Raw genomic sequence first — 19,636 nt, forward strand, 5'->3', positions numbered from 1 at the left:
CAGATGTGTATAAGCGACAGGCGGGGGCCAGGGCCGGGACGGCGGGGTTGACGCCGTTGGCGGCGGTGAGCGGGCCCGCGGCGGCGCCCTTCGGGTCGCGGAATCCGGCTTTTTGCAGGGTGCTGATGCCGGAGGCGCTGTGCAGCAGGGTCTGGAAGTCGGCCGCGGCCTTGGCGTGGGCGGCGTCGAGGCTGGAGCTGATGGTGTAGGGGTAGTCCATCATCATCGTGCCCATGCCGGGGTCGGACGGGTAGAGCGCGACCAGCGGGGTGGCCGGGCCGGCGGCGTTGTAGGCGGCGATCTTCTGTTCGGTGGCGGGGAAGGCGGCGATGCCGCCGGAGCCGGCGGCGGTGGCGCCCTTGGTCGGCAGGTCGGCGAGCAGGGAGGTCATGGAGCTGGAGACTGTGGTGCTCATGACGCGGTAGACCTGGGTGAGGTTCTGCAGGGCTTGCTGCTGCTGGGTTTTGTCGGTGCCGGCCGGGGCGAGCACGGCCGAGCGCAGCATGGTGATCGCGGCGAGACCGGGTCCTGAGGTGGTCGGGTCGGGCACGGCGGTCTGGAGTTTGGTGCTCTTGAAGTTGGCGAGCAGGTCCGTCCAGCCGAACGGCTTGGCGGGCCAGCCGTCGGCGGCGGCGACCGGCTTGGGCATCCCGATCACCAGCGGGCTGGTGGCGATCGGCGCGGGATCGGCGGCCAACGACTTCACGCCAGCGGTGCGGGCCAGATCGAGCCACATGCCGCTGTCCGGGATCCACACGTCCGGGGCGCTGGTGACGTCGCCGCCCTTGGCGGTGCCGGTCAGGAACGCCTCGACCGCGGAGGCTTCGGCGCTGGTGACGTTGACGTGCAGGCAGGGGTCGGTCATGGCGTCGGCGACGGCCTTGACCGCGGTGGAGACGTCGGGGTTGGCGTCGACGTTCAGCGTGGTCGGCGTCTTGCAGGACGGGCCGGAGGCCTGTGCGGTGTGGACGCTCGTGCTGCCGGTGCTGGAGGTGTGCTTCTTGGTGTAGAGCACGTATCCGCCGCCGGCCGCGAGCACGATCGCCGCTCCCAGGGCGACGAGCCCGGTCGGGAACGACGATCCGCCGGAGCCGCCGCCCCGGCCGCGGGGGGTGTTGTCGGGGCCTTCATAGGACCGATGCCTGCCTGCCACGGGTGGTCACGATCCCTTTCGTCGCTGAATGTCCGACAGTAATCTGAGTTGGAGTGTCGGCCGGATGGTGTGGTGGGCGTCCCGCGTAGGTGCCGCGGGCGGAGATGGCAAAGGGGCGCGCCTGTGGGCGAGCGTGTGGTCGCGACCGAGTTCACCGGGGCCGATCGGACGCGGTTCCGGGAGCGGCTGCGTGCGGGCTTCGAGGTGTTCCGCCGCATGCTGGCCGAGGACCGGTTCGAACGCGGCCGCACCCTGATGGGTGTGGAGCTGGAGCTGGACCTGGTCGGTCCGACCGGCCGGCCGGTGATGGTGAACCAGGACGTGCTCTCGCGGATCGCCAGCCGCGATTTCCAGACCGAGCTGGGTCAGTTCAATCTGGAGGTGAACATCGCCCCGCACAAGCTGGTGGGGACGGTGTTCTCCGAGCTGGCCGAGGAGTTGCGGACGTCGCTGGCCTACGCCGACCGGCAGGCGCGCGCCGCCGGTGCCCGGATCCTGATGATCGGGATTCTGCCGACGCTGGACGAGGCGCACATGATCGTCGAGAACTTCTCGGACGAGGATCGCTATTTCTTGTTGAACGACGAGATCGTGCAGGTGCGGGGCGAGGATTTCCTGGTGCAGATCGATGGGGTGGAGCGGTTGCGCACCACGTTCGCGTCGATCATGCCGGAGGCGTGTAATACCTCGGTGCAGTTTCATCTGCAGGTGTCGCCGGAGACGTTCGCCGGGGCGTGGAACGCGGCGCAGGCGATCGCCGGGGTGCAGGTGGCGTTGGGGGCGAACTCGCCGTTCTTGTTCGGTCGGGAGTTGTGGGCGGAGACCCGGATCCCGTTGTTCGAGCAGGCGACTGATTTCCGGGTGGAGGAGTTGGCGGCGCAGGGGGTGCGGCCGCGGGTGTGGTTCGGGGAGCGCTGGATTTCCTCGCCGCTGGATTTGTTCGAGGAGAATCTGCGGTATTTCACGGCTTTGTTGCCGGTGTGTTCTGACGAGGATCCGGAGAAGGTGTTGGCTGAGGGCGGGATTCCGCATCTGCCGGAGCTGCGGTTGCACAACGGCACTGTGTATCGGTGGAACCGGCCGGTGTATGACGTGGCGCGGGGCAAGCCGCATCTGCGGGTGGAGAACCGGGTGTTGCCGGCCGGGCCGACGGTGGTCGATGTGTTGGCGAACGCCGCGTTCTTCTATGGGTGTGTGAAGGCGATGATGGACGATCCCGATCCGGTGTGGGGTCATCTGGCCTTCGCTGATGCCGCGCGGAATCTGCACGATGCGGCGCGTTTCGGTCTGGCCGCGGAGTTGGAGTGGCGCCGGGATCGCTATAGCGGTCCGGTTTCGGTGCCGGAGCTGGTGTTGTCGGAGTTGTTGCCGACGGCGCGTCGTGGTCTGGACGCGCTCGGTATCGATCGGCATGACCGGGACGAGTTCTTGGGGATCATCGAGGGTCGTTGCCGGACCGGTCGTAACGGGGCGACGTGGTTGTCGGGGGAGTTCCATCGGCTGGTGGATGACGAGGGTCTGGATCGGGCGTCGGCGCTGGAGCGGTTGACGATCGAGTATTCGGATCTGATGCTCGGCGGCGCGCCGGCGCACACGTGGGCGCTGGGCTGAGCCCGCGTTCCCGTCCGTGTTCCGCCGCCGGTTCATCCGACGTCCGCCTTTCGCCGTTTCCTGTGGTCAAGGGGTGTGTCCGACGCTTATGTCCCGCTGCTGCGGAACAGTAGTTCTGGTGTGAACGGGTGGACAAGAGAAAACCCGGGTTTACCTGGCGTCCGCTCCCACTTCGTTACCGGAAGGTGATCGAGGGTCCGGCGTGCCGACCGGTGCCGACCCGTTCAGCGCTTCGGCTGCGATGATGCGTTACGGCAGTGCCGGGCGGCGAACGGTGTCCGGGCGGTGGACGAGGGTGAGGAGCCGGCGTGGCGGTGGTGGACGAGGGTGTGGTGCCCATGGGGGGCGGTCCGGTGCCGGAGGCGCGGTGGCGGACGCTGCTGCGGTTCGAGGTGCTGGTGGTGCTGGCCCTGTCGTTCGGCCAGTCCGCGGTGTACTCGTTCGTGTCGATCATCGCCAAGCTGACCGCGAAGCAGGCGCTGAACAAGCAGGCGGCCGGGCTGAACGCCTCGGAGTCGCCGCGGCCGTGGCTGGACTTCACGTATCAGGTGCTGGATCTGGGGTTCAGCGTGGTGATCGTGGCGCTGGTGGCGTATCTGCTGATGCGGGAGAACGCCTCGCTGCGCACGCTCGGGTTCGACTTCGCCGGCCGCTGGCGGGACTGGGCCCGCGGGGCGGTGGTCGCGGCCGGGATCGGCGGGGCCGGGCTGGCGTTGTATGTGGTCGCGCACGCGATGAACCTCAACGCGACCGTGATCCCGACCACGCTGCCGGACGTGTGGTGGCGGGTGCCGATCCTGGTGCTGGACGCGTTCCGTAACGGGGTCACCGAGGAGGTCGTGGTCCTGGGTTACCTGCTGCGCCGGTTCGAGCAGCTGGGGTTCTCCCGGACCCGTTCGGAGATCATGTCCTCGTTGGTGCGTGGGTCGTATCACCTTTATCAGGGTTTCGGCGGGTTCGTCGGGAACTTCGTCATGGGCCTGATCTTCTGCCGGGCCTACCGGCGCTGGGGCCGGGTGATGCCGCTGGTGGTGGCGCACGGGCTGATCGACAGCGTGACGTTCGTGGGCTGGATCTACGTGGCGCCGCACATTTCGTGGCTACCGAAGTGAGGCCGGTGCGGCTAATCTGACGCACCGTCAGAAGAGGGAGGGTGTCCGGTGGCGGACGAGACGGCCGGCAAGAAGGCAGATGAGACGGCGGGCGAGAAGGCTTTGAGCTTGGCCTCGGTGTTCCCGGCGGCCCGGCTGGCCGACGGCGTGCAGTTCCTGGCCGCGGTGCTGGGGATCGAGCCGACATTCGTGGACGGCGAGCGCTGGGCCCAGTTCGACCTGGGCGGCGCGCGGCTGGCGCTGGCCTCCGGCGCCGAGTCCTCGGGCGCGGCGCGGGTGATGGTGAAGGTCGCCGACGCCGCGGCCACCGCCGAGCGGCTGGGCGCGGCCGGCTATGACGTCGCCGGCCCGGTCGCCGGTCCGCATGAGGTGCGGTTCTCGGTGACCGGGCCGGATGGGTGGTCGGTGGTCGTGTACCAGCCTGTGTGAGGCCGGCACCGGGCTCTGTGAGTCGGGTACCGGCCTCTGTGAGGCTCGCCGGTGGTGTCGCTGGTGCGTCGAGCTCTAAGCCGCCGGGAAGGCTGGCGCTTGTACTACCTGCACCGCCGGGGCGGTCTCGACGCCGCTGTCCGGCAGCGGCTTCACCAGGTGCGGCTCCACGGTCACCACGGCCGGCGGCGGGGTCTCCAGCACCGGCTCCAGGGCCGCGGTGGCGGCGCGGTCCAGGTAGCGCTGCAGCCGGGCCTCCAGGTTGGCCTTGGCCGCCGGCCACTCGGCGCGGACGATCGAGAACAGGGCGCTGTCGCGCACGCCGCCGTCGGCGGCCGGGAAGTGCGCGCGCTTGATGCCCTCGAACTGCGCGCCCAGGGCGCTGATCGCGGCCCGGCTGCGGGTGTTGCGCACGTCGGTCTTCAGGCTGACCCGGTGCACGTCCCAGGTCTCGAAGGCGTAGGTGAGCATCATCAGCTTGGCCTCGGTGTTGATCCCGGTGCGCTGGGCCGACGGGTGCAGCCAGGTGGAGCCGATCTCGGCGGCGTCCGGGCGGCCGTCGGGGTTGACGTGCCCGTGCCGCGGCGGCCACACCCCGGCCCGCCAGTATTCGAGTTCTCGTAGGCGCGAGGTGCCCACGATGCGTTCCTGGCCGGTCAGCGGGTCGATCGCGAAGGTGGTGAACGGGACGGCGACCCCGGCGGCGAGATCCGAGGCCGCCAGCGTCACATACCGCACGACTGCGTCGTGGTCGCGCGGCACGTAGGTGAAGTCGTAAGTGGACCGGTCGGCGGTGGCCGCGAACAGCAGGCCTTCGATGTGGTCCGGTCGCATGGGCTCCAGGCGGCACAGGCGGCCTCGGAGCATGACGGGGGAACGCATGCGCATATCATCCACGACCCGACGGCCCTCGGCGCGCGACACGACAAGTTGGCACTCTTGCGGGGTAATGACGCAGGTCAGGACGCTGGTTCGGGGCGCCTTGGAGGGGGCGCGCAGAGGTTCGGCGCGCCTGGGCGGGCACCGGCCGGCGCCGGTGCGTGACATCGGGGTTTCCCCTACGGGTCCGGCCGATGTCCGAGGTGTGACTCACCGGTGCCCGGCGGCCCGGGAGCCGCGCGCGAGCCGCTTGGACGCCGCCGGGAACGCGTTCGGAGAGCGCGCCGCGGAAAACGCCCCAAAACGGCCCCGCCGAAGGGCCGCGGGCCGGTTTCACAGGTCTCGCGCGGGACTCGGTCCGGAGATGATCCGGTGTGGTGACTGGCGTGCGGCGGGGGTAGTGCCGGATACTCCCGTTGTCGTGCCGGTTGTCGGCCGGTGTGATTTTCTTTGGTGGGTCCTCGGCGAGGGTCGCCGGGTGGGGACATGGCTCGGAACGGGCTCGAAATTGGGAGAGGCAAGCGTGGCCGAGGTAGAGCAGCAGATCGGCGGGGCGGATGAGGCCGACGGGCTCCAGGTCGGTGGCGCCGATGCGGTGACGGAGCTGGAGACGCAGGCACCGGCGGCGGCGTTCGACGCCGACCCCGTGGTGGCCGCGGGGTTCGTGGCGTTCGAGGCCGGGGACCTGGCGGCGGCCGAGCGGGTCTTCGCCCCGGCCGCGGCCGGCGGCGGCCGGGCGGCGATGTTCGGACTGGGCCTGGTGTATCAGGCCCGTGACGACTTCGACCAGGCGGTGCGCTGGTACGCGGCGGCGGCCGAGCTCGGCGAGGCCGAGGCGGCGAACAACCTGGGCACGTTGCTGGCGGTGCGCGGCGAGAACGACGCGGCGGTGGCCTGGCTCAGCCAGGCGGTCGCGCTGGGTTCCTCGGAGGCCGCGGTGAACCTGGGCCGGATGAACCACTGGGACAACCCGGCCGAGGCCGAGTTCTGGTACCGGCGCGGCGCCGAGGCCGAGGTCGGCTCGGCGATGGCGAACATCGGCGTGCTGGCCCAGCGCCGCGGCGACCTGGCCCAGGCCGCCGAGTGGTACCGCAAGGCGGTCCAGGCCGGCGAGGTCCGCGCGGTCAACAACCTGGGCAACGTGCTGCTGATGCAGGGCGAGGTCGAGGAGGCCATGGAGTGCTTCCGGCTCGGCGCCGAGGACGGCGACGGGCACGCACAGGTCAACTTCGCCCTGCTGTCCCTGGCCCGCGGCGAGGTCGAGGAGGCGCTGGCCGCCGCCGAGCGCGGCCGCGAATCCGACGCCCCCGGCGCCGAGGTCGTCTACGGCCAGGTGCTGCTGGCCACCGGCGACCAGCAGGGCGCCGCCGAGGCGTTCCAGCGCGCGATGAGCGCCGGGGACCCCTCCGGCGCCTACGCCCTGGGCGTGGTCGCCGCCCAGACCGGCGCCCTGATCGACGCCGAGCGGCTGTTCCTGGCCGCCGCCAACGCCGGACACGTGCCGGCGATGTGGAACTCGGCGGTGCTGCTCCAGCAGAGCGGCAAGCCCGAGGAGGCACTGCCGTGGTTCGAGGCCGCCGCGGCCGCCGGGCACCCCGAGGCGCAGGCCGTGCTGTCCGGGGCGATCTCGGTGCAGCCCGGCGGCGACGCCGGCGGCGTGGCCACCGCCTGAGTCAGGCGGCTTAGCCGGCCACGGTGTGGTCAACACACTGCAAGGGCCGGTGCGCGCGAACCCGCGCGCACCGGCCCTTCGGCTCATGCCGGCCCTTCAGGCCTGTACCGGAGCCTAAGCGGCGGCCTTGCCTTCCTTCACATCCGAGGCATAGACGTGCCGGTACTCCTGCCCCGACAGCTTCTGGATCTCCTCGATCACCTCGTCGGTGATCGCCCGCCGCACCAGCGCCGGCTTGCCCAGCGCCTTGGCCTCGGCCAGGTCCAGCGGCGCCCCGATCCGCAGCGTCACCCGGCTCAGCCGCGGCAGCTTCTTGCCCGGCGGCTGCACCCGGTCGGTCCCGATGATCCCGATCGGGATGATCGGCGCCCCCGAACGCAACGCGATCTCCGCGATGCCGGTACGCCCCCGATACAGCCTGCCATCAGGGGAGCGGGTGCCCTCCGGGTAGATGCCGAACAGCCCCCCGGCCTCCACCACCGCCACCGCCCCCTCCAACGCCGCCTGCGTGGCGTTGCGGGTGCCGGAACGGTCCACCGGCACCGCACCGGCGAACCGGGCGTAGAAGTACTTGTTCCACATGCCCTTCAGGCCGGTGGTGTTGAAGTACTCCGCCTTGGCGATGAACGTGACGTGCCGGGGCACCACGACCGGGATGAAGAAGGAGTCTGAGAACGACAGGTGGTTGGCCGCCAGAATGGCGCCGCCGGTCGCGGGGATGTTCTCCAGGCCCTCGACCCGGGGCCGGTAGACCAGCTTCACGAGGGGTTCGACGATGAATTTCGCCGCCTGGTACACGGACATCTGCGCGCTGACCTCATTCTTCTTCGGGCGGCGGGTCGGGGGAGGACGCCGTCGAGACTAGCGGATCACCTTAGGGGTAACGTGCCGGCCGGCGGTGCGGTCCGGTGGCGCGCGGCCGCACGGGGGCGGCGGTGGTCGATGCGGGCCGGTTCAGGGCCGGTCCGCGGCCGGCTCCAGTCGGCTCAGGGGGCGGGGTGGACCCGGAGCAGCCCTTCCTGCACGACGGTCGCGATCAGCGCCCCCTCGCGCGTGAACAGCCGCCCGGTGGCCAGGCCGCGGGCGCCGGAGGCCGAGGGGGAGGCCTGGTCGTAGAGCAGCCACTCGTCGGCGCGGGCCGGGCGGTGGAACCAGATCGCGTGGTCCAGCGAGGCGATCTGCACCTCCTTGTGCGGCAGCAGCTTGTGCCGGATCAAGGTGGTGGACAGCAAGGTGAGGTCCGAGACGTAGGCCAGGACCGCGGTGTGCAGGTGCGGGTCGTCCGGCAGCGGCGCGGAGGTGCGCAGCCACACCTGGCGCCGTTCCGGGCCGGTGTCCGGGACCCGGCGGATGTCGAAGGCGGTCCAGCGCCGGTAGAGGATGTTCCACAGCGCGTCCTCGCCGTCGTCGGCGGGGCTGGGCGGGATCGCCGGCAGCGTCTCGGGGTCCGGGGCGTCCGGGCGCGGGTCGGCGTGGTCCAGGCCGGGCTCGGGGATCTGGTAGGAGGCCGACATGACGAAGATGTTGCGGCCGTGCTGGCGGGCCACGACCCGGCGGGTGGAGAACGAGCGTCCGGTGCGGGAGCGGTCGACCTCGTAGACGATCGGCGCGGCGGGGTCGCCGGGCAGCAGGAAGTAGCCGTGCAGGGAGTGCACGCTGCGGTCCGGCTCGACGGTGGCGGTGGCCGCGGACAGGGCCTGGCCCAGGACCTGGCCGCCGAAGACGCGCTGCACGTCGGTGTCGGGGGAGGCGCCGCGGAACAGGTCGTCCTCGATCCTCTCCAGTTCGAGCAGGTCCATCAGGGACTCGAAGGTGGCCAAGGGGCGACTCCTGGTGCGGGGGCGGGGCGGTGCCAGGCCGGGCGCGGCGTGTGGCTCGATTTTAGGCACCGCGGCGGTGCGGCGTCGGCGTGGCTACTCGGTGAGGTCGGTCACTGGCGGCCCGAACACCGGCAGCAGGTCCACGATCGGCTCCGGGTCGCCGCTCCAGCCGGCGGCGAGCATCTGCGCCCGGGAGCGGCGGCCGACGATGATCCGGGAGAGTTCGAAGTCGGAGGTGGTCAGTGCCGCGACCGGCTCGCCGTCGGCCGGGCCGAGCCGCCAGCTGCCGGCGGCGCAGGCCAGCTGCACCGGCGGGTGCCCGCCCTGGGCCCAGCCGCCGCGCTTGAACTTGGTCATCAGGGTCGCGACGAACGCGGTCTCGGGCGTGTCGCGGGCCTCGCGCCGGCCGAGCGCGCCGCGGATGTCGTGGCCGTGGTGGAAGGCGTCGAACACGGCGAACACGGTGCGCCGGCCGGCCGGGTCGTCCAGGACGGCCTCGGCGGTGGCGCTGTTGGCGGTCCATTCGGCGCAGATCTCGGCCAGGGAGCGGTTCCGGCGGGCGGCGACGTGTTCGGCGGTCCAGGCCGGGTCGTCCGGGTAGGCCATGGCGCCGGTGACGAAGTTGTAGCTGATCCCGGCCAGGTGGGCGTAGGTGTCCTTCACGCTCCAGCCCGGAAGCGCGGGCACGGCGGTGCCGGCCTGTTCGGCGGTGAGGCCTTCGGCCAGTTCGGTGAGCTGGGAGCGGATGACGCGGTAGTGCACTCCGGCGGTGGTCATGGCAGCGGGCCGCCCTTTCTGTAGGGTTGGGGAGGGTCGCACGATCCATCAATAGTCGACGATGTGGTTGGACGGGAGTGGTGCGCGTGTCGTCCCCCTATGACACCTCAGAGAAGGTGCCGTCATTCGCGGTGGCCTCCTCGGAATTCAAGGCCGGGGAACGCCTGGCGCCCGAACACGGCTCGGCGATCTTCGAGGTCCCCGGCGGCCGGGAGATCTCCCCGCAGCTGTCCTGGGGTCCGGTGCCGGAGGGCACGAAGAGCATCGCGGTGACGATGTTCGACCCCGACGCCCCGATCCCGTCCGGGTTCTGGCACTGGGGCCTGGCCGACCTGCCGGCCGACACCACCGAGCTGCCGGCCGGCGTCGGCGTCGGCGACGACGCGCTGCCCGGCTCGGCGTTCCACGTCCCGAACGAGATCGGGATGCACCAGTACGTGGGCTTCGGCCCGCCGCCCGGCACCGGCCGGCACCGCTACTTCTTCGCGGTCCACGCACTCGACGTGGAGTCGGTCCGGGACCTCGGCGTCACCCCCGACACCACCCCCGCGGTGCTGCACTTCATGATGCGCGGGCACGAGCTGGGTCGGGGTGTGCTGCAGGGCTGGGCCAGCGCTGACGAGTAAGGGCTGGACGGCTCTGGTGGCGCGATCGGCGCGATAGACGAGTTCGGCGAGATCGGCGAGATCGGCGAGATCGGCGAGTTCGGCGGCGGCTGGCCGGGGCGCGGGTGCCCCGGCCGAGGCTTGCTTGAGGGTCGGCAGCGCTGCGGCCATGCCGGTGCCCGGCGCCGCAGCCAGGCTTCCGCTCGGCGCCACAGCTATGCCTTGCCTGCGCTCAGCGCCGCGGCCCCGTCACCGGCCCGGGCGAACCGCTCGGCGGCGCCGTCAGCGTCCGGAAGCTGATCCCGGCCCGCTTCAGCCGCTCGATCAGCGCGTCCCCCATCGCGGCGGCCGTGGTCAGCTGCCCGGAGGTCTTCGGCAGGTCGTCGAAGGCCAGGCACAGCGCCGATTCCGACAGCATCTTCGCGGTCTCGCCGTAGCCGGGGTCGCCGCCGGAGACCTCGGTGATCAGGGTGCGTCCACCGGCCTCGGCGCGCAGCCGCAGCGTGAACCAGCTCCCGGCGCGCCGGGCCGCATCCGGGCCCTGACCCGGCTTGACCGCCTTGCCGACCGCCTGCCGCAGCGGCTTGGCCTGTGCGGCGACCGCCAAGGCGGCCATCGCGGCCAGCCCCCCGAGTGCGATCGGCAGCCGGCGTGCCGCGGCGAAGTGCCCGTAGCGGAAGTCGGGCCCGTACTCCGGCAGCGCGGCGGCACTGCGCAGCACCACCTGGTTGTCGATCACCGGCAGCGGCGTCACCCAGGCGTGCGCGGTCTTGTCGTGCCGCGGCGGCCCGGCCAGCACCCCGAAGCGCCGGCCCGGCTGCTTCGGTTCGGCGGCGCGTCGGGCCTTGGCGGTACGGGCCATCGCCTTGGGCCGGGACATCGCCATCATCGCCGAGGCCAGCGTCCCGCCGGAGAACGTGCCCCGGGCCCGGACGAACCCTGACACCCGCACCGGCCCGCTCTGCGCGCCGAGCTCGCGCATCGTGTAGAGGACGCCGAGGTCGCTCGGGATGCTGTCGAAGCCGCAGCAGTGCACCAGGCGCGCGCCGGTCTCGACGGCCCGGGCGTGGTGCTTGAGGTACATGGCGTCGACGAACTCCGGCTCGCCGGTCAGGTCCACGTAGTCGCAGCCGGCCTCGGCGCATGCGGCCACCAGCGGCTCGCCGTAGTGCAGGTAGGGCCCGACGGTGCTGATCACGACGCGGGTCCGCTCGGCGAGCTCGCGCAGTGAGACGCGGTCCCCGGCATCGGCGATCAGCAGCGGCAGGTCCTTCAGCTCCGGCCGGTCCGCGGCCAGCCGGTCCCGTACGGCCCGCAGTTTCGTCGCCGACCGCCCGGCCAGCGCCCAGCGGGTGCCGGCCGGGGCGTGGTCGGCGAGGTAGTCGGCGACCAGGGCTCCGGTGAAGCCGGTGGCGCCGAACAGCACCAGGTCGAGGGGCTTGCCAGCGGTCGGGTCGGGCATCGCACGCCTTCCTTACTACCGGTCGGTAACTATGTGGGCTCCACCCTAGGACGCCGTCGGCCGCGCAGCCAGAGCGGCGTGGCCGACGATTTGATCCCGGCTCCGGCTCCGGCTGTTCGGCGACCTCGCTCCGGGGCCCTCCGGCCGTACCGGCCGCACCCCTCAGCGCCTGCGCGAGGCCAGCACCTGCCCGCTGACCAGCGCCCCCAGCGCCACCGCGAACCCCGCGGCCTGCGGGGCCGTCAGCGACTGGTGCAGCACCACGAACCCGGCGACCGTGGCCACCATCGGGTTGGCCAGGCTCAGCAGCGACAGGGAGGTCGGCGCCAGCCGTTCGATGCCGCGGAACCACAGGGTGTAGGCGACGGCGGTGCCGACGATGCCGATATAGGCGAAGCCGGCGACGTTCTTGGCGCTCAGTGTGTCCGGCAGGCCTTCGGAGGCCAGCGTCATCGGCAGCAGGAGCAGGCCGCCGAATACCAGCTGCCAGGTCGCCAGCACCATCGGCGTGGCGCCTTCCGGGCGGCCCCACTTGCGGCCCAGTACCACCGCCAGCGCCATCAGCGCGGTGGCCACCAGCATCGCCAGCACGCCGAGCGGGTCCAGGCGGGCCTTGCCGGTCAGCGTCATCAGCGCCACGCCGACGGTGCCCACGGCCGCCGCGCCCAGCACGGCGCTGTGTGGCCGCTGCCGCAGGATCAGGATGCTGAAGCCGGCGACCAGCAGCGGCTGCACCGAGCCGAGGGTGGAGGCCAGGCCGCCGGGCAGGCGGTAGGCGGCGAAGAACAGCAGCGGGAAGAAGGCCCCGAAGTTCAAGGTGCCCAGTACCGCGGTCTTCCACCACCAGCTGCCCTTCGGGAGCCGCCGGACGAACGCCAGCAGGATCAGCCCGGCCGGCAGTGCCCGCATCGTCGCGGCGAGCATCGGCCGGTGGTCGGGGAGCAGTTCGGAGGTGACGACGTAGGTGGTGCCCCAACTGGCCGGGGCGATGACCGACAGCAGCAGGTCGCGGGCGGTGCCGGTGGGGTGGGTGTGGGCGTGCGCGGCGCTTGGCGCGACGGGCGAGGCGGTCGTGCTGGCGGTCATCGGAACTCTCCCCTGGTTTTCCCCGCCGACTTCTCTTAATGTTGAGACTGTCAACGCTGAGAGGAAGCTAGCACATTCCCTCCCGGCACGATCTTCGTCATCCCCGCAAAAGGAGCGAGCCCGATGGCCGAGACCGGCGCGATGGCCGACACCGACGCGGTGGACGCGATCATCGCGATGTGGGCCCGGGAACGCCCGGAGCTCGACGCCGCGCCGATGGGCATCGTCGGCCGCATCAGCCGGCTGTCACGGCTGCTGGACCGCGAGCTCAAGGACTTCTTCGCCGGCCACGGCCTGGAGTTCTGGGAATTCGACGTGCTGGCCACGCTGCGCCGCTCCGGCGCGCCCTACGAGCTCTCGCCCGGCGCGCTGCTGAAGACCGCGATGGTGACCTCCGGCGCCATCACCAACCGCGCGGACCGTATGGAGGCCAAGGGACTGGTGCGGCGGCTGCGCGATCCCGGCGACCGGCGGGGCGTGCGGATCCGGCTCACCCCGGCCGGGCTGGAGCTGATCGAGGAGCTGATGCCCAAGCACGTCGCCAACGAGCGGCGGCTGCTGGCCGCACTGGACGCCGACGCCCAGGGCACCCTGACCGACCTGCTGCGCACCCTGGCCGCCGGACTCGGCGACACCTCCCTGCGATGAGCCCGTAACCCTTTTGCGATAATGGGGTATGAGCACCTGGCAAGAGCGATTCGCCTCCGGCATCGACAAGCAGGTCAACTACGCCGAGAAGACCGGAGCCTTCGAAGACAACCCCCTGGTCGGCAAGCCGCTGCCCGGAGACGGCCAGCCTTACCGCGAAGACTGGTGGATCACGCAGAAGGTCGCGGCCGAACGCGTCGGCGTCCACGGGCTGCCGGTGCCGCTGGCGCTGCGGCGCGAAGCCCAGGACCTTCGCAAGGGCCTGGTCGGCGAGCGGCCGGCCGCCTCCGAGGCCGCGCTGCGGGCCGCGATCACGGACTACGACGAACGCTCCGACGCCGCCCGGCGCACCCCGCAGTCCGGGCCGTCGGTCGTGATCCCGCGGGTCGACGCGGACCAGGCCGTCGCGGCCTGGCGGCAGGCGCGCGAAGCGAAGTGAGCGATCCGGACCGCCCCGAGCCCGGTACGGCCGTCGTCGTCTCCGTGGTGCCCGGCGCGCTGGCCGCCGCCGGGCCCGAGGGCCCCGGCCCCACCGCGGAACAAGTCGCGTCGCTGTTCCTGCTCACCTACAAACCCACGACGGCCTCGGCCTACGCCGTCGACCTGAAGCAGTGGTTCGGCTGGTGCGCGCTGTTCGACGTCGACCCCTTCGACGCGATCCGCGCACACGTCGACGCCTGGACCGTGCACCTGGCCAACGACGCCGGCGCACGCCCGGCCACCCTGGCGCGCAAGATCAGCGCCGTGCGGAACTTCTACCTCTACGCCCTGGACTCCGGCTACACCGGCCACAGCCCGGTCCCGGCCAAGGACAAGGCGCTGCACCTGCCGAAGGTCTCGCGCAAATCGCAGACCCTGGGCCCGGACCGGGACGAGTCGCAGGCGCTGCTCACGGCCGCCGCCGCGCGCGGAGCCCGGGACGAGGCGGTCGTCGCGGTCCTGCTCTACCAGGGGCTGCGGGTCTCGGAGCTGTGCGGGATCGACGTGGCGGACCTGTCCACCCAGCGCGGCCACCGCGTGGTGCGGCTGCGGCGCAAGGGCGGGGAGGAACAGGACCAGGCGATCGCGCCGCCGGCCGCCGGGTGCCTGGACACGTGGCTGGCCGAACGCGGCGGCGGGGCCGACGGGCCGGTGTTCGTCGGGCCCGACGGCGCGCGCCTGACCCGCTACCAGGTCGAGTGGATCGTGGAGAGCTGTGCCCGGGCCGCCGGGATCGACAAGAAGATCAGCCCGCACTCGCTGCGGCACGCGTGTACGACGCTGTTGCTGGACGCCGGGGTGCCGCTGCGCGACATCCAGGTGTATATGGGACATGCCAACTCCGCCACCACGGAGCGCTACGACCTCGGGCGTCAACATCTTGACAAGTCGCCCGCGTACGCGCTGTCCGGGGTGTTCACCCCCCACTGAGAACGTGATCATGAACGAAGATGTCGTCACCCGGCTGCGGGCCGCCGGCTGTGTGTTCGCCGAGGACGAGGCGGAACTGCTGGCGTTGGCCGTGAAGGACGCCACCGAGCCTTCGCGGCTGCTGGAGACGCTGGTGCGGCGGCGCTGCGCCGGGGAGCCGCTGGAGCACGTGGTCGGCTGGGCCGAGTTCTGCGGGCTGCGGATCGCCGTCGGCCCCGGGGTGTTCGTGCCCCGGCGGCGCTCGGAGTATCTGGTGGAGCTCGCCCTGGAACTCGGCCGCGCCGCCCGGGTGGCCGTCGACCTGTGCTGCGGGTCGGCGCCGTTCGCGACGGTGCTGGCCTCGCGGCTGGCGAACGTCGAGGTGCACGCCGCCGACCTGGACGCCGCGCAGCTGGCCTACGCGCGGCAGAACCTCGCCGGCCGCGGCCACATCCATGAAGGCGACCTGTATGAGGCGCTGCCGCAGCGGCTGCGGGGGAGCGTGGACCTGCTGGTGGTGAACGCGCCGTATGTGCCGACCGACGCCATCGCGACACTGCCCGCCGAGGCCCGGGACTTCGAGCCGCTGGAGAGCCTGGACGGCGGCGCCGACGGGCTGGCGGTGCACCGGCGGATCGCGGAAGGGGCGCCGCAGTGGCTGGCCCCGCGCGGGCATCTGCTGATCGAGACCACTGAGGTGCAGGCCGAGACGATGCTGGCGGCGTTCGGGCAGGCCGGGCTGAAGGCGTGGATAGCGCAGGACCAGGAGCTTGAGGCGACGGTGGTGGTCGGGCGGCAGCCGGGATCAGCGGACTGAGAAGGGCTGAGAAGGGCTGAGAAGGGCTGCGACGAGCTCAGGGGAACTGCGTAGACCCGAGAAGAACTGCGTAGACCCGAGAAGGGCCGACAAGAGCTGCGAAGATGAGAACCATGATCGCCCTCGTCACCGGTGCCAACCGGGGCCTCGGCCGCGAGACCGCGCGCCAGCTGCTCGCCGCCGGCCACACCGTCGTCATCGCCGCCCGCTCCGAGGACGCCGCCCGCGACACCGCCGCCGCACTCGGGCCGGGCGCCGTTCCGGTGCGGCTGGACGTCACCAGCGCCCAGGACATCGCGGCCGCCGCCGAGCAGCTGCGCGACCGGTTCGGGCACCTGGACGTGCTGGTCAACAACGCCGCCATCCACTACGACACCTGGCAGCACGCGGTCGGCGCCGACCTGGCGGTGGTCCGCGAGGCCGCCGAGACCAACGTCTTCGGACCATGGCAGCTCATCCAGGCCCTGCTGCCGCTGCTGCGGGCCGGCAGCCACCAGCGGATCGTCAACGTCTCCAGCGGCGCCGGCTCGCTCACCGAGATGACCAGCGGCTCCACCCCCGCCTACAGCCTCACCAAAGCCGCGCTCAACGCCCTGACCCGCATGCTCGCCGCGGACCTGCGGCCCGAGGGGATCCTGGTCAACGCGGTCTGCCCCGGCTGGGTCGCCACCGACATGGGCGGCCCCGGCGGCCGGCCGGTCCACGACGGCGCCGCCGGCATCGTCTGGGCCGCCCTGCTGCCCGACAACGGGCCGACCGGGGGCTTCTTCCGGGACGGCCAGGCCATCGACTGGTAGCGCGACCGGCCGGTCCAGGGGCACATCGCCGCGGTACTGATGTCGGCCGACGAACATCTGACCCTGCCGGAGGTCAGCAGGATTCTGCGGCACTCGGATGCGACGGTCACCAGCGTGTACCTGCAGCCGCGTCGGCAATCGCCGGATCCGAGGGCATACATCCCCGGGATGAGACGGTCGGGAGGCTCCACCCGGGGACTGATGTTCCGCGTGCGCCTGGAGCACCATGCTGCGCTGTATGAGTACTGAAGACGACACCGCCGGGCGGACCGTCGTGCGCTTGGACGCGGTGCGCAAAGAATACGGCGCCACCATCGCGTTGGACGGGGTGTCGCTGGAGATCCGTTCCGGTGAGGCGGTCGCGGTGATGGGGCCGTCCGGTTGCGGCAAGTCAACGCTGCTCAACATGATCGCGGGCCTGGACCGTCCGACATCGGGGACGGTCGTCGTCGACGGCGAGGAGTTGGGGCGGCACGACGAGAAGGCGCTCGCGCGGCTTCGGCGCCGGCGGATCAGGATGATCTTCCAGTTCTTCAACCTTCTGGACGATTTGTCGGTGCTGGACAACGTCGCGCTGGCCGCACGGCTGATCGGTGTGCCGGCCGCACAGGCGCGCAGGCGTGCCGTGGAGTTGCTCGACGAATTGGGCATCGCCGATCGGCAGAGCCGGTATCCGGCGCTGCTCTCCGGCGGTGAGCGACAACGGGTCGGTGTGGCCAGGGCCCTGATGAACCATCCCGTGCTGCTGCTCGCCGACGAGCCGACCGGCGCCTTGGACAGCAAGGCCGGCGAGCAGGTCATGGGGATCCTGATGGACCTGCACCGGGCCGGCCAGACGGTGGTGCTGGTGACGCACGATCGGGATCTCGCGTCGCGGCATGCGAACAGGCTCATCGAAGTCGCCGACGGCCGGGTGGTCGGCGAACGCCGTTTGAAGCCGACGCAATGAGCCGCGGTATGGGCGCGGTATGGCTGGCATCGCGGGCCGCGGTGAAGCGCCGCAGACTCCAAAGCGTGGTCATCGGCCTCGTCGTTCTGTTCTCCACGGCGACGTTCGTCGTCGCGTTGGGACTGCTGGCGGCCTCTTCAGCACCCTTCACCAATGCCTATGCCAGGGGGCACGGCGCACACGTCGTCGCGGACTTCGACATGACCGCCGTCTCCGGGGCGCAGCTGGCCCGGGCGGCGGAACAACCCGGCGTGGAAGCTGTCGCCGGGCCCTTTGGCAAAGCGGTCCTCACCATCACCGAGAACAAGGCGGGCTTCCCGTTCGGACCATTGACGGTGGTGGGCCGGGCCGATCCGGCAGGCCCCGTGGACCGGCTCGACCTGTGGGCGGGCCGTTGGGCCACCGGTCCTGGCGAGATCGTCATGAACCGGCCGTCGGGCCAGGGCCTGGTGCCGCGGGCTCTGGGCGACACGTTCCAAGTTCCCGGGGGCCCGCTGCTCACCATCGTCGGTTTCGCCGACAGCGTGAGCCAGTCTGCCGGCGCCTGGGTATCGCCGGGGCAGATCGGCGCTTTGCACCCGAGTGAGCAACAGATGCTCTACCGGTTCAAGGACTCCTCGACCGACGCCGAGATCCGCAGCGGACTGGCCTCCGTCACGGCCGGCCTGCCGCCGGGCGCGCTGGTCGAGTCGCAGTCCTACCTGGTCCTGAAGCGAGCCTTCGCCGCCGGACCCGGAGCGTATGTCCCGTTCCTGATGGTCTTCGGCGTTCTCGGGATCGTCGTGGCCGTCCTCATCGTCGCCAACGTCGTCAGCGGCGCGGTCGTCACCGGGTTCCGGCACATCGGGGTCCTCAAAGCCCTGGGATTCACACCGAACCAAGTGGCCGCGGTCTACCTGACGATGATCTCGGTCCCCGCGATCGCCGGGTGCGCGCTGGGGGTCGTGCTCGGCAACATCCTGGCGAAACCGCTGCTGAGCGGCGCATTTCAGGGACTCGACGTGCCCAACGCCGGCGTCGGCCGCGCAGTGGACGTCACCTGCCTGCTCGGGGTGCCGGTTCTAGTCGCCGTCGCCGCACTCGGCCCCGCATTGCGGGCGCGCGGACTGTCGGCGGTCGAGGCGATCAGCGCGGGCAGCACACCGCGTGCCGGTCGCGCACTCCGGGCTCAGCGCTGGCTGGCCGGGACACGGCTGCCCCGCCCGATCAGCCTCGGCCTGGGACTGCCGATAGTCCGCCCCGCGCGAGTGGCCCTGACGATGGCGGCCATCGTTCTCGGCGTGATCACAGTGACCTTCGCGACCGGCCTGACCAACACGATGGTCGCCTACGGGAAGGCCCAGGAGGCCAACGGAGCCGTCCAAGTCACCGTGCGAGCAGCCGACCCCGGCGACGGCCAGACCGCACGGCGGCTCGGCGACAGCGAAACGGAAGGACTGCTGCGTTCGCTGCCCGGCGCCGTCCATGTGACCGCAGGAAGCTACGCCGACATCTACCTCGGATCCTCGCAGACCACGGACGCCGAATTCCTCCGCGGCGATTCCTCGACCTTGGGCTACCTGATGGTCAAGGGACACTGGATGAACGGAGCAGGCCAGATCGTCGCCCGATCCGACTTCCTGCACCAGCGCGGCCTGGCCGTCGGCGACCAGACCACCCTGGACCTGGGCGGAAAGCGGACACAGGTGAGAATCGTCGGCGAGTTCCTGGCCGGCGGCTTCTCTGTATTCTGCGACTGGGCGACGCTGACGGAACTGGCACCAGACCAGCAGGCCACCGACTACGAGATCCAACTCGCCCCCGGCACCAACACCGATGCCTATATCGCCGCCTTCACAAAAGCTGCCGGCACCGGACTCAACGCGACCGCGGACACGAACCAGACAAGCGTCGGCACCGTGGTCATCACCAGCTTCGCATCGATCTTCACCCTGATGCTGGGCCTGATCGCGGCCATGGGCGTCTTCAACACCGTGGTCCTCAACACCAGGGAACGCCGAAGGAACCTGGGCATGCTCAAATCCATCGGGATGACGCCGCGCCAGGTGACCTTCATGATGATCACGTCCATGGTGCCGCTGGGCGTGATCGGCGGGCTGCTCGGGCTCCCCGTCGGCATCATCGCGCACCGCCTGATCGTGCCGGCCAGCGCCCGCGCAGCGGGCATCGACATGCCAGCATCCATGATGCACGTCTGGCACGCGCCAATGCTCAGCGTGCTAGCGCTCGCGGGCGTCCTGATCGCAGTGCTCGGCGCATTCATCCCGGCACGCGCCGCGGCCCGCCTCACGGTCGCGGAAGTGCTGCGGAGCGAGTGATCCGGGAGTCAGGCATCGGGCCGCCGACGGCACGTTCACGTTGCGGCCGACATCCCCATCCTCACCGGCCGGACAGCCGCCCTGCGGCAACTCGTCCAGCAGACCCCGGCAC

Annotated in this window: 19 protein-coding genes; 12 read left to right on the forward strand and 7 right to left on the reverse strand. The window is 71.3% G+C overall.

Features of this window, described 5'->3' with window-relative positions; genetic code table 11:
* A partial coding sequence (locus KGQ19_RS22260) for a substrate-binding domain-containing protein (protein WP_212011150.1) occupies positions 1-1,153 on the reverse strand: 1,153 nt, incomplete at its 3' end.
* Positions 1,154-1,276: 123 nt separating this feature from the next.
* Here KGQ19_RS22260 and KGQ19_RS22265 point away from each other — a divergent pair.
* The 3 genes from KGQ19_RS22265 to KGQ19_RS22275 all read left to right on the forward strand — a co-directional run bounded on the left by KGQ19_RS22265 (position 1,277) and on the right by KGQ19_RS22275 (position 4,305).
* The gene (locus tag KGQ19_RS22265; protein WP_212011151.1) at positions 1,277-2,764 is read left to right on the forward strand and encodes a glutamate-cysteine ligase family protein; all 1,488 of its coding nucleotides are present in this window, start codon (positions 1,277-1,279) and stop codon (positions 2,762-2,764) included.
* 308 nt (positions 2,765-3,072) lie between these two features.
* The gene (locus KGQ19_RS22270; protein ID WP_212011152.1) at positions 3,073-3,876 is read left to right on the forward strand and encodes a CPBP family intramembrane glutamic endopeptidase; all 804 of its coding nucleotides are present in this window, start codon (positions 3,073-3,075) and stop codon (positions 3,874-3,876) included.
* Positions 3,877-3,924: 48 nt separating this feature from the next.
* Positions 3,925-4,305, forward strand: a complete 381-nt coding sequence (locus KGQ19_RS22275) for a VOC family protein (RefSeq protein WP_212011153.1) — start codon at positions 3,925-3,927, stop codon at positions 4,303-4,305.
* Between the two features lie 75 nt (positions 4,306-4,380).
* On the opposite strand, the gene KGQ19_RS22280 is transcribed toward KGQ19_RS22275, so the two are convergent.
* On the reverse strand, positions 4,381-5,187 hold the full coding sequence (locus KGQ19_RS22280) for a GNAT family N-acetyltransferase (RefSeq protein WP_212011154.1): 807 nt from the start codon (positions 5,185-5,187) through the stop codon (positions 4,381-4,383).
* A gap of 520 nt (positions 5,188-5,707) precedes the next feature.
* On the opposite strand from KGQ19_RS22280, the gene KGQ19_RS22285 reads away from it, so the two are divergent.
* A complete protein-coding gene (locus KGQ19_RS22285; protein WP_212011155.1) occupies positions 5,708-6,856 on the forward strand; it encodes an SEL1-like repeat protein in 1,149 nt (382 codons plus the stop codon).
* A 114-nt stretch (positions 6,857-6,970) separates the two neighbouring features.
* Here KGQ19_RS22285 and KGQ19_RS22290 read toward each other — a convergent pair whose 3' ends face one another.
* The 3 genes from KGQ19_RS22290 to KGQ19_RS22300 form a co-directional block, all read right to left on the reverse strand.
* A complete protein-coding gene (locus tag KGQ19_RS22290) occupies positions 6,971-7,660 on the reverse strand; it encodes a lysophospholipid acyltransferase family protein (RefSeq protein WP_212011156.1) in 690 nt (229 codons plus the stop codon).
* A 182-nt stretch (positions 7,661-7,842) separates the two neighbouring features.
* Positions 7,843-8,676, reverse strand: coding sequence for an acyl-CoA thioesterase (locus KGQ19_RS22295; RefSeq protein ID WP_212011157.1), 834 nt, complete (start codon positions 8,674-8,676; stop codon positions 7,843-7,845).
* Between the two features lie 93 nt (positions 8,677-8,769).
* Entirely contained in the window at positions 8,770-9,453 is a 684-nt protein-coding gene (locus tag KGQ19_RS22300) for a maleylpyruvate isomerase family mycothiol-dependent enzyme (protein ID WP_212011158.1), read from the reverse strand.
* An 80-nt stretch (positions 9,454-9,533) separates the two neighbouring features.
* On the opposite strand from KGQ19_RS22300, the gene KGQ19_RS22305 reads away from it, so the two are divergent.
* On the forward strand, positions 9,534-10,079 hold the full coding sequence (locus tag KGQ19_RS22305; RefSeq protein WP_212011159.1) for a YbhB/YbcL family Raf kinase inhibitor-like protein: 546 nt from the start codon (positions 9,534-9,536) through the stop codon (positions 10,077-10,079).
* A gap of 211 nt (positions 10,080-10,290) precedes the next feature.
* Here the strand turns inward: KGQ19_RS22305 and KGQ19_RS22310 are convergent, their stop codons facing one another.
* Together KGQ19_RS22310 and KGQ19_RS22315 are read right to left on the reverse strand one after the other, a co-directional pair.
* Positions 10,291-11,520, reverse strand: coding sequence for a saccharopine dehydrogenase family protein (locus KGQ19_RS22310; protein ID WP_212011160.1), 1,230 nt, complete (start codon positions 11,518-11,520; stop codon positions 10,291-10,293).
* 162 nt (positions 11,521-11,682) lie between these two features.
* On the reverse strand, positions 11,683-12,606 hold the full coding sequence (locus KGQ19_RS22315; RefSeq protein ID WP_212011161.1) for an EamA family transporter: 924 nt from the start codon (positions 12,604-12,606) through the stop codon (positions 11,683-11,685).
* A gap of 123 nt (positions 12,607-12,729) precedes the next feature.
* Between KGQ19_RS22315 and KGQ19_RS22320 the strand changes: the two genes are divergently transcribed.
* The 7 genes from KGQ19_RS22320 (at position 12,730) to KGQ19_RS22350 (ending at position 19,524) form a co-directional block, all read left to right on the forward strand.
* Complete coding sequence (locus KGQ19_RS22320) at positions 12,730-13,254, forward strand: MarR family winged helix-turn-helix transcriptional regulator (protein WP_230419162.1); 525 nt, start codon at positions 12,730-12,732, stop codon at positions 13,252-13,254.
* A 28-nt stretch (positions 13,255-13,282) separates the two neighbouring features.
* Positions 13,283-13,693, forward strand: coding sequence for a DnaJ family domain-containing protein (locus KGQ19_RS22325; RefSeq protein ID WP_212011162.1), 411 nt, complete (start codon positions 13,283-13,285; stop codon positions 13,691-13,693).
* Positions 13,690-14,664 (forward strand): tyrosine-type recombinase/integrase, encoded by a 975-nt coding sequence (locus tag KGQ19_RS22330; RefSeq protein ID WP_212011163.1) that lies wholly within the window; start codon positions 13,690-13,692, stop codon positions 14,662-14,664. Before KGQ19_RS22325 ends, KGQ19_RS22330 begins: the two co-directional genes overlap by 4 nt.
* Positions 14,665-14,674: 10 nt before the next feature.
* Positions 14,675-15,460 carry a putative protein N(5)-glutamine methyltransferase gene (locus KGQ19_RS22335; RefSeq protein ID WP_212011164.1) on the forward strand — a complete coding sequence of 262 codons (786 nt, stop codon included), beginning with the start codon at positions 14,675-14,677 and terminating at the stop codon, positions 15,458-15,460.
* Between the two features lie 113 nt (positions 15,461-15,573).
* Complete coding sequence (locus KGQ19_RS22340) at positions 15,574-16,257, forward strand: SDR family NAD(P)-dependent oxidoreductase (protein WP_212011165.1); 684 nt, start codon at positions 15,574-15,576, stop codon at positions 16,255-16,257.
* Positions 16,258-16,495: 238 nt separating this feature from the next.
* The gene (locus KGQ19_RS22345; RefSeq protein WP_212011166.1) at positions 16,496-17,206 is read left to right on the forward strand and encodes an ABC transporter ATP-binding protein; all 711 of its coding nucleotides are present in this window, start codon (positions 16,496-16,498) and stop codon (positions 17,204-17,206) included.
* Positions 17,207-17,214: 8 nt separating this feature from the next.
* Positions 17,215-19,524, forward strand: a complete 2,310-nt coding sequence (locus KGQ19_RS22350; RefSeq protein ID WP_212011167.1) for an ABC transporter permease — start codon at positions 17,215-17,217, stop codon at positions 19,522-19,524.
* Positions 19,525-19,636 lie beyond the last annotated feature (112 nt).

Origin of the sequence: Catenulispora pinistramenti, from assembly GCF_018274385.1 — a bacterium.
Taxonomy (GTDB): domain Bacteria; phylum Actinomycetota; class Actinomycetes; order Streptomycetales; family Catenulisporaceae; genus Catenulispora; species Catenulispora pinistramenti.

What these genes read in the sequence shown, in the direction of transcription:
- KGQ19_RS22280 (WP_212011154.1), bottom strand. Translation starts at nt 5,187, where the DNA reads ATGCGTTCCCCCGTCATGCTCCGAGGCCGCCTGTGCCGCCTGGAGCCC.
- KGQ19_RS22290 (WP_212011156.1), bottom strand. Translation starts at nt 7,660, where the DNA reads ATGTCCGTGTACCAGGCGGCGAAATTCATCGTCGAACCCCTCGTGAAG.
- KGQ19_RS22300 (WP_212011158.1), bottom strand. Translation starts at nt 9,453, where the DNA reads ATGACCACCGCCGGAGTGCACTACCGCGTCATCCGCTCCCAGCTCACC.
- KGQ19_RS22310 (WP_212011160.1), bottom strand. Translation starts at nt 11,520, where the DNA reads ATGCCCGACCCGACCGCTGGCAAGCCCCTCGACCTGGTGCTGTTCGGC.
- KGQ19_RS22315 (WP_212011161.1), bottom strand. Translation starts at nt 12,606, where the DNA reads ATGACCGCCAGCACGACCGCCTCGCCCGTCGCGCCAAGCGCCGCGCAC.
- KGQ19_RS22320 (WP_230419162.1), top strand. Translation starts at nt 12,730, where the DNA reads ATGGCCGAGACCGGCGCGATGGCCGACACCGACGCGGTGGACGCGATC.
- KGQ19_RS22325 (WP_212011162.1), top strand. Translation starts at nt 13,283, where the DNA reads ATGAGCACCTGGCAAGAGCGATTCGCCTCCGGCATCGACAAGCAGGTC.
- KGQ19_RS22335 (WP_212011164.1), top strand. Translation starts at nt 14,675, where the DNA reads ATGAACGAAGATGTCGTCACCCGGCTGCGGGCCGCCGGCTGTGTGTTC.
- KGQ19_RS22340 (WP_212011165.1), top strand. Translation starts at nt 15,574, where the DNA reads ATGATCGCCCTCGTCACCGGTGCCAACCGGGGCCTCGGCCGCGAGACC.
- KGQ19_RS22345 (WP_212011166.1), top strand. Translation starts at nt 16,496, where the DNA reads ATGAGTACTGAAGACGACACCGCCGGGCGGACCGTCGTGCGCTTGGAC.
- KGQ19_RS22350 (WP_212011167.1), top strand. Translation starts at nt 17,215, where the DNA reads ATGGGCGCGGTATGGCTGGCATCGCGGGCCGCGGTGAAGCGCCGCAGA.